Annotated in this window: 11 protein-coding genes and 2 tRNA genes; 7 read left to right on the top strand and 6 right to left on the bottom strand. The window is 71.9% G+C overall.

The window, feature by feature from the left end; translation table 11 throughout:
- Positions 1-22: 22 nt before the first annotated feature.
- Positions 23-802, bottom strand: coding sequence for an HAD-IIA family hydrolase (locus ACIQR3_RS14090; protein WP_215166535.1), 780 nt, complete (start codon positions 800-802; stop codon positions 23-25).
- 179 nt (positions 803-981) lie between these two features.
- Between ACIQR3_RS14090 and ACIQR3_RS14085 the strand changes: the two genes are divergently transcribed.
- From ACIQR3_RS14085 to ACIQR3_RS14070, 4 genes are all read left to right on the top strand, one after another.
- Positions 982-1,590 (top strand): hypothetical protein, encoded by a 609-nt coding sequence (locus tag ACIQR3_RS14085; RefSeq protein ID WP_403538172.1) that lies wholly within the window; start codon positions 982-984, stop codon positions 1,588-1,590.
- A 5-nt stretch (positions 1,591-1,595) separates the two neighbouring features.
- Positions 1,596-2,438 (top strand): class F sortase, encoded by an 843-nt coding sequence (locus tag ACIQR3_RS14080; protein WP_403538170.1) that lies wholly within the window; start codon positions 1,596-1,598, stop codon positions 2,436-2,438.
- 70 nt (positions 2,439-2,508) lie between these two features.
- Positions 2,509-3,567 (top strand): glycoside hydrolase family 6 protein, encoded by a 1,059-nt coding sequence (locus ACIQR3_RS14075; protein ID WP_403538168.1) that lies wholly within the window; start codon positions 2,509-2,511, stop codon positions 3,565-3,567.
- A gap of 148 nt (positions 3,568-3,715) precedes the next feature.
- On the top strand, positions 3,716-4,984 hold the full coding sequence (locus ACIQR3_RS14070) for a vanadium-dependent haloperoxidase (protein WP_403538166.1): 1,269 nt from the start codon (positions 3,716-3,718) through the stop codon (positions 4,982-4,984).
- A gap of 41 nt (positions 4,985-5,025) precedes the next feature.
- On the opposite strand, the gene ACIQR3_RS14065 is transcribed toward ACIQR3_RS14070, so the two are convergent.
- From ACIQR3_RS14065 to ACIQR3_RS14055, 3 genes are all read right to left on the bottom strand, one after another.
- Positions 5,026-6,963 carry a galactose oxidase-like domain-containing protein gene (locus ACIQR3_RS14065; protein ID WP_403538164.1) on the bottom strand — a complete coding sequence of 646 codons (1,938 nt, stop codon included), beginning with the start codon at positions 6,961-6,963 and terminating at the stop codon, positions 5,026-5,028.
- A complete protein-coding gene (locus tag ACIQR3_RS14060; RefSeq protein WP_403538162.1) occupies positions 6,960-8,975 on the bottom strand; it encodes a glycosyltransferase family 2 protein in 2,016 nt (671 codons plus the stop codon). The genes ACIQR3_RS14065 and ACIQR3_RS14060 overlap by 4 nt, the downstream gene beginning before the upstream one ends.
- A 383-nt stretch (positions 8,976-9,358) precedes the next feature.
- A tRNA-Lys gene (locus tag ACIQR3_RS14055) sits at positions 9,359-9,432 on the bottom strand.
- Positions 9,433-9,650: 218 nt separating this feature from the next.
- Here ACIQR3_RS14055 and ACIQR3_RS14050 point away from each other — a divergent pair.
- The 3 genes from ACIQR3_RS14050 to ACIQR3_RS14040 all read left to right on the top strand — a co-directional run bounded on the left by ACIQR3_RS14050 (position 9,651) and on the right by ACIQR3_RS14040 (position 12,691).
- On the top strand, positions 9,651-10,730 hold the full coding sequence (locus ACIQR3_RS14050) for a peptidoglycan-binding protein (RefSeq protein WP_403538160.1): 1,080 nt from the start codon (positions 9,651-9,653) through the stop codon (positions 10,728-10,730).
- A 53-nt stretch (positions 10,731-10,783) separates the two neighbouring features.
- Positions 10,784-11,914 (top strand): SPFH domain-containing protein, encoded by a 1,131-nt coding sequence (locus ACIQR3_RS14045; RefSeq protein ID WP_403538158.1) that lies wholly within the window; start codon positions 10,784-10,786, stop codon positions 11,912-11,914.
- Positions 11,915-12,094: 180 nt separating this feature from the next.
- The gene (locus tag ACIQR3_RS14040; RefSeq protein ID WP_403538156.1) at positions 12,095-12,691 is read left to right on the top strand and encodes a lytic polysaccharide monooxygenase; all 597 of its coding nucleotides are present in this window, start codon (positions 12,095-12,097) and stop codon (positions 12,689-12,691) included.
- 50 nt (positions 12,692-12,741) lie between these two features.
- Here the strand turns inward: ACIQR3_RS14040 and ACIQR3_RS14035 are convergent.
- Positions 12,742-12,815 (bottom strand) — tRNA-Lys (locus ACIQR3_RS14035).
- Between the two features lie 76 nt (positions 12,816-12,891).
- Positions 12,892-13,650 carry an IclR family transcriptional regulator gene (locus ACIQR3_RS14030; RefSeq protein WP_403538155.1) on the bottom strand — a complete coding sequence of 253 codons (759 nt, stop codon included), beginning with the start codon at positions 13,648-13,650 and terminating at the stop codon, positions 12,892-12,894.
- Positions 13,651-13,714: the final 64 nt, after the last annotated feature.

Here is a 13,714-nt window from a genome sequence, read left to right as displayed (position 1 = left end):
GCCCCGGACGGGGACGAGGACGTCAGACGAGATCCACCAGGTCCGCGATCGAGTCCACGATCTTCGTCGGCCGGTACGGGTACTGGTGGATGTCGGCCGTGGTCGTCAGCCCCGTCAGGACGAGGAAGGTCTCCATCCCGGCCTCCAGACCGGCCAGCACGTCGGTGTCCATCCGGTCACCGATCATCGCGCTGGACTCGGAGTGCGCGCCGATGACGTTCAGCCCCGTGCGCATCATCAGCGGGTTCGGCTTGCCGATGAAGTACGGGTCCTTCCCCGTGGCCTTGGTGATCAGCGCCGCCACCGAACCCGTCGCGGGCAGCGCGCCCTCCGGGGACGGCCCGGTGTTGTCGGGGTTGGTCGCGATGAACCGGGCGCCGGCGTTGATCAGCCGGATCGCCTTGGTCAGCGCCTCGAAGGAGTACGTCCGCGTCTCGCCCAGCACCACGAAGTCGGGGTCGGTGTCCGTCATGACGTACCCCGCCTCGTGCAGGGCGGTGGTCAGACCGGCCTCGCCGATGACATAGGCGGTGCCGCCGGGGTGCTGGGTGTCCAGGAACTTCGCCGTGGCCAGCGCGGAGGTCCAGATGTTCTCGACCGGCACCTCCAGGCCGATCCGGTTCAGCCGGGCGTGCAGGTCGCGGGCGGTGTAGATCGAGTTGTTGGTGAGGACCAGGAACGGCCGCCCGGAGTCCCGCAGCTTCTTGATGAAGGCGTCGGCGCCGGGCACCGGCACGCCCTCGTGCATCAGCACCCCGTCCATGTCGGTGAGCCACGATTCGATGGGCTTGCGCTCTGTCATGCGGGCGGACTCCTGCCGTGCGTGGACCGGGGACGGACCTGGGGACGGGCCTGTGGACGACCATGCTAAGCACCAAACCCGTCGTGGCCCGCCGTCCCCCGTTCGGAGCAGTCCCGCGCCCGCACCGGATGCGGCTGCCCGGCGCCCGGGGGAGTCTCCAAGGTGACTGGAGGTGCACGATGGGCTCACTGAAAGCCACCCTCTGTGCCGGGACCGCGCTGCTCGCCGCGCTCGCCCCGGCGACGGCGTACGCGCAGGACACCGGCCGAGTGACGGTGACCCCGGCGAACCCCGCCCCCGGCACCGACGTCACCCTCCGCGTGCCGGGCTGTGCCGAGAAGTCCGCGGTGGCCGCCTCGGCGGCCTTCGAGTCCCCCGCACGGCTCTCCCTGACCAGCAGCGACGGCGCGCTGGTCGGCGCCGCCCGGATCCGCGCCTCGGCCCCGGCCGGTGCCCACGACGTCGAGGTCCGCTGCGGTTCCCAGCGGCGCGAGGGCCGCCTCACCGTCACCGAACGCCCCCGGCAGCCTTCCCGGCAGCCGGAGAGCGGACGCTCCGAGGCCCCGGCGGCCCCCGCCCACGCCTCGCCCGTCGCCCCCGTCGACGCGGGCGGCGGCGGCGCGCACCGCCTGACCACCACCGGCGCCGGCAACGCCCGCGCCCCCCAGGGCGAGAGCCGCCCGGCCGGACCCGGCACGGCCCACGCCGTCACCGGCCTGGTGCTGGCCGGCGTCGCCGCCGTGGCCGTCGCGCTGCGCAGCGCCCGCCGGAGCCGTGGAACGGACTGACCGACATGTCCGACCGGAACCACGACCGACCACACAGCCGTCGACGCGGCCGACAACACAGCCGGGACCACGACCGCCCCGCCACCCCCGCCACTCCCATCACCCCCGCCACTCCCACCACCCCCACCCGCCTCGTGACCGGCATCGCCTGGACGGTGCTGCTCCTCGGCCTGTGGCTGTGGGGGCGCGACGCCACCGACGGCATAACCGGGCCGGCCACCGGCGACATGGCGGCGGCCGGCCGACCCCCGTACCTCTCCCTCCCGCCCGCCCACCACCCGCTGGCCGGCGACGCCGAGCCGCGGCGCCTCGACATACCCCGCCTCGGTATCCGGGCCCCGGTGACCGGCCGCGGCCTCGATGCCCAGGGCGCCCTGGAACCGCCGCCGTTCGCCAGCCCCGGCGCGGTCGGCTGGTGGGCGGCCGGCACCACCCCGGGCGCGGCCGGCACCGCCCTGATGGTGGGCCACGTCGACACCGAGACCCGCCCCGCCGTCTTCTACCGGCTCAGCACCCTCGAACCCGGGGACACGATCAGGGTCCTGCGCGACCAGGACGGCCGGACCGCCGAGTTCACCGTGGACGACGTACAGGTCCTCCCCCGCGACGGCTTCGACGCCCGGCAGGCCTACGGCCCCCGCCGCTCCGGACGGGCCGAACTGCGGCTGATCACCTGCGGCGGCACCTTCGACCGGGTCAGCAACACCTACACGGCGAACGTGGTCGTCTCGGCCTACCTCACCGGCACCGGCACCGGCACCGGCACCGGCACCGGCACAGACACCGGCACCGGCACCGGCACAGACACCGGCACAGACACCGGCACAGACACAGGCACCGGCACCTGACGGACACCTCGTGGGCGTCACTCCCGTATGTCAGGATTGACCCTCGGAACAGTGCACCCAGGGGGGTTGGATGTACGGCAGCAGGGGGGCCGGCGGTTTCGCCGGGACTTCCGCGGCGACGCGCGTGTCCGCGGCGGTGCTGGGGGCGGCACTGCTGATCGCGGGATGTTCGTCGGGCGACGACGGGAAGGACGCCGACCAGGGCAAGAGCAAGGACGCCGGCGCCGGCATCACGCAACAGCCCAAGGAGACCGACCCGTTCTGGGTCAACCCGGACAGCACCGCGGCCCGGCAGCTCGCCGCCCTGGAGAAGGCCGGCCAGGACGAGGAGGCCGCGCTGGTCCGGAAGATCGCCGAGCAGCCCGTCGGCGAGTGGATCAGCCCGGAGAACCCCGAGGAACAGGCCCGCGGTTTCACCGAGGCCGCCGACGAGGCCGGCCGCACCGCGCTGCTCGTCCTCTACAACATCCCGCACCGCGACTGCGGCCAGTACTCCCAGGGCGGCGCCGCCGACGGCGACTCCTACCGCGCCTTCGTCGACGCCGTGGCCCAGGGCATCGGCGACCGCTCGGCCACCGTGATACTCGAACCCGACGCGGTCCTCCACCTGGTCGACGGCTGCACCCCCGAGGAGTTCCACGAGGAGCGCTACGACCTGCTGGGCGGCGCCGTCGACCAGCTCAAGGCGCTGAAGAACACCAAGGTGTACCTGGACGCGGGCAACGCGGGCTGGGGCAACCCCGACCAGATCCACGAGCCGCTGAAGTGGGCGGGCGTCGACCGGGCGGACGGCTTCGCGGTCAACGTCTCCAACTTCTACTCCACCGAGGACTCCATCGCCTACGGCAAGCAGCTCTCCGCCAAGGTCGGCGGCAAGCACTTCGTCATCGACACCAGCCGCAACGGCAACGGCCCCTACACCGGCGGCGACGAGGCCGAACGCTGGTGCAATCCGCCGGGCCGCGCCCTCGGCGAGACCCCGACGACCCGCACCGACGACCCGCTGGTCGACGCCTACCTGTGGGTCAAGCGGCCGGGGGAGTCCGACGGCGAGTGCAAGGGCGGACCGAAGGCCGGGCAGTGGTGGGAGGAGTACGCCCTGGACCTGACCCGGGGCGCGGGCGGCTGACCCCGGACGCCCCCACCGGTCGGGCGGGTGGTGGTGCCGCCCGGATGGCCGGTTCCGCCCGCCGCGACGTTTGTCCTCTTCCCCCGGCCGTCATACCTGTCGATGACCACGTCGACGGACGGCGGACGGCGGACGGAAGAGAGCTGCGGTGCGTATCGGAAAGAAGGCGGGCAGACGCGGGGCGGTGGCGACGGCGGCGCTGCTGCTGATCGGGGTGGCGGCCGGACGGCCCGCCGAGGCGGACACCGCGGCCCCGCCGCCGTCGGTGATCGCCCAGTGGGCGCAGCGGGTGTCGGAGACCGTGGACCCCACGGGAGAACTGATCAACCCCGAGGAAGCGGTGTGGCACGCGTACGTCTCACTGGCCATGTACAACGCGGTGGTGGGCATCGAGGGGCGGTACGTCCCCTACCGCTGGCGCGGGGCGCGGGCCGCGCGCGGGGCGTCGGCCGAAGCGGCCGCCGCGACGGCGGCCTACCAGGTGCTGCGGACCGGATTCCCGCAGGCCGGGGCCACCCTGGAGCAGGCGTGGCAGGCCTCCTTGGCGAAGGTCCCGGACGGCCCCGGTGAGAAGGCGGGCGTGGCGTTCGGACAGCGGTCGGCGCGGCACCTCATGGCGCTGCGCGCGAACGACGGACGAGGCGCCTCCGTGCCCTTCACCCCCGCGCCCGCGCCCGGGGTGTGGCGGCCGACGCCGCCCGCCCACCAGGGCTTCACGTCGGCGTGGATCGGCCGGCTGCGCCCGTTCCTCCTGGACGAGCCCGGCCAGTTCCGCCCCGGACCGCCTCCTCGGCTGACCTCGGCCCGGTACGCGCGGGACCTGGCGGAGGTGAAGGCGTACGGCGCGAAGACCGGCTCGCGCCGCAGCGCCTGGCAGACGGAGACGGCGCGGTTCGTGGCCCGGGTGGAGGTCCAGTACCCCCTGGGCGACCACGCCGCGCGGCACGGCTTCGACATCGTCGAGACGGCCCGTCTGTACGCCGCCGTGAACACCGTCATCATGGACGCCACGATCACCGCCTGGGACGCCAAGCTGCACTACGGCACCTGGCGGCCGGTCACCGCCATCCGCGAGGCGGACACCGACGGCAACCCCGCGACCCGGGCCGACCCGACGTGGGAGCCCCTGCTCATCACGCCCGCGCACCCCGACTACCTCAGCGGCCACGCCACCTGGGGGGCAGCGTGGATGCGCACGCTGGAGAGGCTGCTGGGCACCTCCCGTGTCGACCTCGACATGCGCGCGGCCGACACGGGCGCCATCCGGCACTACGAGTACGCCGAGGACTACGTCCGCGACGTCGTCGACGCCCGGGTGTGGGCCGGCATCCACACCAGGACCGCGGACACCGTCGGCGCCGTCACCGGCAAGCAGGTGGCGTCCTGGGCCATGGAACGGTACTTCCGGCACACCTAGGGGAGCCGGGGGCGCTCGGCGCCCCCGGCGTCAGAGAAGGCTCACGGCACCTGGACCCACTGCGCCTTGCTCGGCACCCCGTCCCCGTCGGTCACGAACAGCATGTACCAGCCGGACTGCACGAGGTTCTTGTTCTCCGGCACGGTCACCGTCACCTTGTCCCCGGAGACCTCGTAGTCCAGCGCGATGGACCGCTGGTCCACGTCCGTGACGTGCGTCGACGCGCTCGGCCGGATCAGCCGCACCTTCTTGACGGAGGCCGCCGCCTTCGAGGTGAACGTCCCCGACTCGCCCCGCTCGATGGTCTGCGGCCCGCCCGCGAGGTCGGGCCGCTCCCCGCCGTACAGGTACGGCGGCGTGTAGATCTCGATGCGCTGTTCGAACGTGCCCGGCTTGGTGTTGGCCTTGTCGCCGTAGAGCGAGTCCGACCCGAAGAACATGACCCGCCCGTCGGGCAGCAGGATCGAACCGGAGTGGTAGTTGCGCCCCACCAGCGGATCGGCGACCCGCTCGAAGGTGTTGCTCTCGGTGTCGTAGAGCCGTGCCTGGAGGATGTTGGAGTCGCTGCGTCCCCGGTAGTCCTCGGAACCGCCGGACACCAGCACGCTGTCGTCGGGCAGCACCGACGCCTGCGGGTACCGCGTCCCCTTCTCCAGCGAGGGCCCGTCCACGAACTTCGGACTGCCGGCCTTCAGGTCGACGATCCGCGTCTTCTCGCTCGACAGCCTGGACTCGCCGACCCCGCCCCCGCCGATCACCATGTACTTCTCGTCCTGCGCGGGCGGCAGCAGCACCGTGCCGGACGTCTCCATCATGTTCGCGTCGCTCAGCCCGGGGATCTCGTCGAACTCGTTGGTCTCCACGTCCCAGACGCCCGGCTCACGCCCGACGTCGTCGGGCCCGTACCCGGCGTTGGAACCCGAGTAGAAGACCTTGCCGTTCTGCATCAGGAACAGCGCCGGGTACGTCGGGAACTGACGGGTCTTGTCGGTGTAGGTCCACTTCTTGGTGTCCGGGTCGTAGATCTCGTTCTTGCCCGGGACGAGCTGGCCGATGTCGTCGAGGCCGGAGACGCTGAGGATCGTGCCGTCGCTCAGCGTGGTGAGCGTCGGGTACCAGCGGGCCTCGTGCATCGGGTCGACCTTGATGTACTTCTCGGCGACCGGGTCGAACTCGTAGGCGTCCCGGATGCCCTGGAAGTCCTTCTTGTCGAGGGCGAGCTTCTCCGCGATGCCGTACGTGTTGCGCGCGTCCGCCCCGGACAGGCCCCGCACCGTGTAGTTGTCCTGCGTCCCCGTCTCGTACTTCGAGCCGCTCTGCTGCGCCTCGACGTAGATCCGGCCGAGCCCCGGGTCGTTGCGCAGGAACGCGCCGGTCTCCTCGTCGAAGACCTTCTCGGCGCGCGGCACCAGCACCGGGTCCTTGGAGACGAAGGTCTTGCCGTTCTCCTTGCCGGTGAACTTCGTGCCGGCCGGCAGGGTGATCGGCTTGTCCGGGTTCTCGTTGTGCACCACCATCAGGCCGCCGGCCTTGGTGACGTCACCCTTCAGCTTCTCGTACCGCTTGGTGCCGCCCGCGATCAGCAGGTTGCCGTTGGCGAGCTGGGTGTGGCCGGTGCAGAACAGGTCGGTCGGGGTCGGCACCTTCTTGATCGTGCCCTTGACGGGGTCCCAGATCCGGGTGTCGAACTTCTTCGCGTCGAAGTTGTCCGCGTTGTTGCCCGACCCGGCGACCAGCAGCACCTTGCCGGTGCGCAGCAGCGCCGCGTGGATGGTGTTCTGCTTGTACTCGTCCGGGAAGTCGATGATCTCCCAGCGGCCGTTGGCGGCCTTGTACTCCGGCTGATTGATCTTGTACTGGTGGTATTTCTCGGTGCCGAAGCGGTACAGCCACGGCCCGTTCATCCCGGCCAGCGCGAGTACCACCACCGTGCCTATCGCGAGACGACGGGCCCGACGGCGGCCGGCCTGGTGCTTCATTCCTTACGTCCCCCAAGTCCGCCCAGGGCGATCTGCATGGTCTGGTCGTCGACCCCGCCGGAGGCGGCCCACGTGGGGCGCTGCTGCGGGGCGTGCGGCCCCGGGTGCTGCGCCGGCGCCTGCGGCTCGGGCGCGGGAGCCGGCACCGGTGCCGGTGCCGATGGCCGGGGCTCGGCCGCGACGGGCGCCGGGGCGGGCTCCTCCGGCACGGCGGAGCGCTTCGCCTTCCGCATCTGGTACCGCCACGCGAACATCGGCGACGCGGTGATCAGCAGCGCGAACGTCGCCCAGGTGATCATCGCGGGGTGCGCGTGGCCGTACACGAACCCGGCGGCCATCGAGGCGGCGAAGATCAGGATGAAGTACCAGTGGTAGCGGAAGGTGCCGAACCAGGTGTCCGGGCTGGCCGAGTCGCCCTTCGGGGTCACCACGAACTTGCTCTTGCGGCGCAGCACCGAGTCGATCAGCGCCTTGGCGTACAGCGGTGCCGACAGCGCCGACATGACCATGCCCGCGACACCGCCGGAGCCCTCGGGCTCGTGCGGGGAGATGTTGTGGCGGCGGTTCCAGACGTACAGGCCGATCTGGAGCGCGGAGGCGTTGCCGTAGAGCATCAGCCAGACCGCCGGGTCGATGTTGACGCCCGACGCGCCCAGGCCCAGGAACAGGGCGCAGCTCAGCGCCGCGAGTATCCAGTTCATGGCCGACATCGGATAGAAGATGATCATCATCGTGTAGTTGAAGAGCTTGCTCGGCGGCAGCGAGTACCAGCCCTTCCAGTACTGCTTGAGGATCGTCTCGTACGTCCCGCGCGACCAGCGCATCTGCTGGGTGAAGAAGTCCGTCCAGGCGTTCGGGCCCTCGCCGACCGCGAGCACGTCCGGGGTGTAGACCGAGCGCCACTTCCGGCCCGTCGCGGGGTTGCGGTGCCGGTGGATCTCGAAGCCGGTCGCCATGTCCTCGGTGATCGAGTCGTACAGGCCGCCGATCTGCTTGAGCGCTTTGATCCGCACCGCGTTGGAGGTGCCCACGAACATGGGGGAGCCGTAGCGGTTGCCGGCCCGCTGGATCAGGGCGTGGAAGAGGAACTGCTGCGACTCGGCGGCCTTGGTGACCGGGTTGTCGTAGTTGCCGTAGACCTGCGGGCCGATGACGAAGCCGACGTCCGGGTCGCGGAAGTAACCGAGCATCCGTTCCAGGTAGTTCGGCAGCGGTACGTGGTCGGTGTCGACGGAGGCGAAGTAGTCGTAGTCGTCGCCGTGCGCGTCCAGCCAGGCGTTGTAGTTGCCGTGCTTGGTCTTGGCGCGGTGCGGGCCCTTGGCCTGGTTCCACTTGGCGACGCCCTTGCGGGAGAAGTGGTGCACGCCCAGGCGCGCGCAGACCTCCTTCACCTCCGGGTCGTCGCCCTCGTCGAGCAGCCAGACGTGCATCACGCCCCGGTGGCGGATCTTGACGGCCGCCTCCAGGGTCTTGGTCACCATCTCCAGCGGCTCCTTGCCGGGCACGAAGGAGGTGAGGAACGCGACCCGGGTGCCGGACTCCGGCACCACCGGGACCGGGTCGCGGGCGACCAGGGTGGCGTGCGCGTTGGACAGCACGTTCAGGCAGCGGAACAGCTCGATCAGGCCGATCGAGACGAGCATCACGACGTCGAGCGCGGGCAGCCAGTCGAACGCCGGGTAGTCCCGCTCGGTCCAGTGTTCGGGCTGGAGCAGCCAGACCAGCAGCACCACCGACAGCAGCGGCGCCGCGGCCAGCATCAGCGCGACGCGGATGCGGTGCGGTTCCTGCGACAGCAGCGAGCGGTAGCGGACCTTGTAGGGCCGGTCCGGATCCTCGGGCTGGGTGAGGGGGCCGGCCAGCCGGCTGTAGTGCTCGTAGTCGTAGCGCGGCAGCGTCTTCTTTATCCGACGGAACGTGCCCGTGGTGGACATCCGGAGTGAGTCCACTCTCAGCTGGGTGGTCTCGGACGGATCGAAGTCCGGTCCGGCGCCCGGCGGCGTCGACGTCATGAGTCATCCCCCCACACGCAGGTCACGCGTGTTTCGTCGCGTACAGCGCCCGGTGCCGGTTCCCCTGGACCGTCACAGGCGTAACAGTGGTGGATCGCCGTCACCACATCGTCCACACCTTATAGACATGGAACGGCGTCCTTCCGGTTGCATGATGCCCCCTCGGCATCCGGGCCTCCTGCGGGCCCCTCACCCCGCAGTACCGCCAACCGGCTCCGTACCCCCTAGACCGACCAGGGTTCTACGCCGTTCGGCATGATCGCAAGACGGGAAACGAGGTGTTTACCGGCCATACGCGTCGATTGTGGCGTCTGTGGAGATCGCGTGGAGGGTCCGGAAACACCGAAGGCCCCTCGTTCACACGAGAGGCCTTCGGCTGTCGGTGCGCCGCCAGGGACTCGAACCCCGGACCCGCTGATTAAGAGTCAGCTGCTCTAACCAACTGAGCTAGCGGCGCCTGCTGACGTCATCAACTTTACCCGACCCCGGAGGGTGCTCCCGACCACCTCCCGGCCACCTCCCGGCCTCCTCCCGGCCGACGGTCGCCGCTCAGGGGGCGCGCGGGGGTGTCCGTACATCATTCGGACCGTCAACATGCGCGCCCCGCTGACCGTTGCGAAACTGACGCACGTGTACCGCAGCGGACATGTCCGGCCGGAGTGTGAGGGAGATCGCATGGAGACGCCGGTATTCGAGGAGATCGCCCCGGCGGGCGACTGCGACTGCCCCGGCTGTCGTCGCGGGCTCGGGGCCCTGCCGCTCTCCACCGCCGCCCCCGCCCGTCCGGTCGGCCGGCGTGCCCTCGTCGTGGCGGCCACCGCCTCCGCCGCGCTCGCCGCGGCGGTCTTCCCGGCGGCCGCCCACGCGCCGCAGCGCCCCGGCGCTCCGGCGGACGACCCGTCGGCCACCCCGGACCCGTCGGCCACCCCGGACCCGTCCGTCACCCCGGAGACGCCGGATGCCCAAGATGTCCGGGACACCCCCCAGGGCAGGCGCGCCCCGCTCTACGGCCCCGGCAGCGAGCCGACCGGCCCGGTGGCCGCCGCCCCGCTCCCCGAGGTCACGCGGGCGCAGATCATCGCCCGGGCCCAGAAGTGGGTCGACGCGAAAGTGCCGTACAGCATGAGCGCCTACTGGTCCGACGGCTACCGGCAGGACTGCTCGGGCTACGTCTCGATGGCCTGGGGGCTGCCCGCCAACGAATGGACCGGCAGCCTGGGGAAGTTCGCCGACCGCATCACCAAGGCCGAGCTCCAGCCCGGCGACATCCTGCTGTTCCACAACGAGGCCGACCCCGAGAAGGGGTCCCACGTGGTGATCTTCGGCGGCTGGACGGACTCCGCGCACACCCGGTACGTCGCCTACGAGCAGACGCCCCCGCACACCCGCCGGCAGACCACGCCGTACGCCTACTGGAGCAACTCCGCCCGCTACCTGCCCTACCGCTACCAGGGCGTGGTGGCCGGCCCGGCCGCCGGGGCACCGGCCACCGCACGGACCCCCGCCCCGCACGGGGTGCCCGGCTACCCGGGCCGGGCCGCGTTCCGCCCGGGCGCGCACGGCGACCACGTCACCCGCCTCGGGGAGCAGCTGGTGAGGAAGGGGTACGGCAGGTTCTACCGGTCCGGTCCCGGTCCGCGCTGGGGCGCCGCGGACCGCAGGGCCGTCGAGGCGTTCCAGCGCGCCCAGGGCTGGCGCGGCGGCGCGGCGGACGGCTTCCCGGGGCCGGAGACCTGGCGGCGGCTGTTCGCCTGAGAACGTCAAGTCATCGCTTTCATGACGCGTCTGGCGCGGAGGCTGGAGCACGCATGAGTACGACCTCTTCGACCACCACCCCACCCCCTCCCGATCCGGCCGGCCCGCCGGAGGGCGCGGCCCGGCCGGTCCGGCTCATCCAGAACGAGGCCACCACCGAGATCCCCGTCCACCTGCTCTTCCGGGACGACCCGGAACCGGCGCCGGTGCCGCTGCGGCCCGCGGTCGTGGGCCGCCGGCAGGGCACCGGGGAACAGCCGCGGGTACGCCGCCCGGTCGCCAAACCCCGGCCCGCGCCGCAGGTCGACCCCGCCCTCGCGGAACGCCCGGCCAGGGTGCTGCCCGGCGCCGCGGGCGTGCTGGCCGGGGTGTGCGGCGCGGCCGGCTGCGCGGTCACCTCCTGGTGGGCGGGCGTCCTGCCGGTGCCGGCGCTGGAGGTGCTGCGGCTGCCGGCGTACGGCGGGGCCGGGCTCGGGCCCGCGCAGTGGGCGGCGTACGCGGGCGCCGGGGCGCTGGGCCTGTTCGGCTTCGGCGGGCTGGCCCGGGGCCGGACCGGACGGGCCTGGGTGCTGGGCCTGTTCGGCCGCTACCGGGGGACGGTGCGGCGCACCGGCCTGATGTGGGTCAACCCGCTGCTGCTGCGCCGCCGGGTCGACGTGCGGCTGCGGCACTGGCGCAGCGAGCCGATGCCCGCGGCCGACGGCAACGGGGTCGCGCTGCGGGCGGTGACGCTGGTGGTGTGGCGGGTGCGGGACACCGCGCGGGCCGTGCTCGGTGTCGAGGACCACGAGACGTATCTGCGCGCGTGCGTGGAGGCGGCGCTGGCCCGGGTGCCGGTGGAGCCGCCGGGCACCTCGCGGGCGTCGGCGGACACGGCGGGCGAGGCGCTGACCCGGCTGGTGGCGGCGGACGCGGCGGCGATCGGCGTCGAGGTGTTCGCGGTACGGCCGGTGCGGGTGGAGTACGCGCCGGAGGTGGCCGCCGCGATGCACCGGCGCCGGATCGCCGCGCTCGACGCGGTGCAGCGGGCGAGTCTGCTCACCTCGGTCGTGGACTCGGTGGAGGACACGGTGACCCGGCTCACCACGCGCGGGCTGGTGGACCTCGACGACTACGAGCGCAAGGCCCTGGTGAAGGATCTCACGGTGGCGTTCTGCGCGGGGCGTGGCGAGACGGGACCCTGACACCCTCCGTTTTTGGTATGGACATGTTCAAGCCGCGACCATAATCTGGGACTTGGTCTAGACCTTCACGGCTCACTGCACTTCCCCCCACATCCTCCAGGGAGCGGCAGCATGCGCGAGAAGACCACACGGAGAAGCAGCACGCGGAGAAGCATCGGGAGCAGGGTCACGCGGAGCAGGATGACGGCCTGTGCCGGGGCGGTGGGGCTGGCGACCACCGGCGCCCTCGTGCTCACCTCTGGCGGCACCGCCAGCGGCCACGGCTACACCGACCTGCCGGTCAGCCGGCAGAAGTTGTGCCAGAACGGCTCCGTCAGCAACTGCGGCTCGATCCAGTACGAGCCGCAGAGCGTCGAGGGCCCCAAGGGCTTCCCCTCCTCCGGGCCGGCGGACGGGCAGATATGTTCCGCGAACAACACGCGGTTCGCCCAGCTCGACGCCCCGAAGACGCCCGGCGGCGGCGCGTGGCCCACCACGAAGGTGACGGGCGGCCAGAACTACAGCTTCCGCTGGCAGTTCACGGTCGGACACCGCACCACCGACTTCCGGTACTACGTCACCAAACAGGGCTGGAACCAGAACCACAACCTGACCCGCTCCGACCTCAATCTCACCCCGTTCCTGACGGTGCCGTACAACAACGCCCAGCCGCCGGCCACGCTCTCGCACAGCGGGGCGCTGCCGACCGGGCTGAGCGGGCACCACGTCATCGTCGCGGTGTGGACGATCTCGGACACGGCCAACGCGTTCTACGCGTGCTCGGACGTCACGTTCTGAGCGGCAACGAGGAAGGGCCCCTCACCGAGGTGAGAGGCCCTTCCGTCCGGTGCGCCGCCAGGGACTCGAACCCCGGACCCGCTGATTAAGAGTCAGCTGCTCTAACCAACTGAGCTAGCGGCGCATGACTCAATAGTACCTGGTCCGAGGGGGTGCTCCTGCCCACGCCCGGCCTCGGCGGACCGCCGGCCGCTGGAGGGCTAGATGGCCAAGGACAACAGGACCGGCGCCGCCTCCCGGTTCAGCGCGTCCGCGGCCCGGCGCAGCCGGTACGCGTGTTCCACCGGCAGTGACAGCGCCAGGCACCCCGCCGTCGCCCCGGCCGTGATCGGCACCGCCGCGCACACCGTCCCCACCGCGTACTCCTGGAGGTCGAGCACCGGCACGGTCGGCGGCTGCGCCTCCAGCCGGGACAGCAGCAGCCGGTCGCTGGTGATGGTGCGGGAGGTGAGGCGGGCCATCCGGTGCCGGGCGAGATGGTCGCGGCGCCCGGCGTGGTCCAGCTGGGTCAGCAGGCTCTTGCCGATCGCGGTGGCGTGCGCCGAGCGACGGAAGTCCACCCACTCGTTGACCTTGGGCGTGCCGGGACCGTCCGCGTACTGGGTGACGCTGACCTCGCCGTCGACGTACCGGCTGAGGTAGACGGCCGCGCCGACCGAGTCGCGCAGCCGGTCCAGCGTGTGCTGGAGCTGCTCGCGCAGAGCCTCCTCGTGGCCGTGCGCCGAACTCAGCCGGGCGAGCGCCTCCCCGGCGGCGTACGTCCCCTCGGCGGTCTGCTCGACGTACCCCTCGCGGCGCAGCATCCGCAGGAGCGGGGTCAGGCGCTCCTGCCCGAGGCCCGTGCGCCGGGCGAGTTCGGTGTCGGTGACCGGGGTGGTCCGCCGCGCCATCGTCTCCAGTACGCGCAGGGCGTCCTGGACGGAGTGGTGCGGCGCGGTCGGCTCGTGTTGCAGCGCCACGGTGGTCTCCCCATGCGCTCGCTCCTGTGGCCGTGGCCCGGACGGCGAATACCCCTTCACGATA

Origin of the sequence: Streptomyces sp. NPDC090994 (genome assembly GCF_044768905.1) — a bacterium.
Taxonomy (GTDB): Bacteria; Actinomycetota; Actinomycetes; order Streptomycetales; family Streptomycetaceae; genus Streptomyces.
This window is presented reverse-complemented; position numbering and strand designations above follow the sequence as displayed.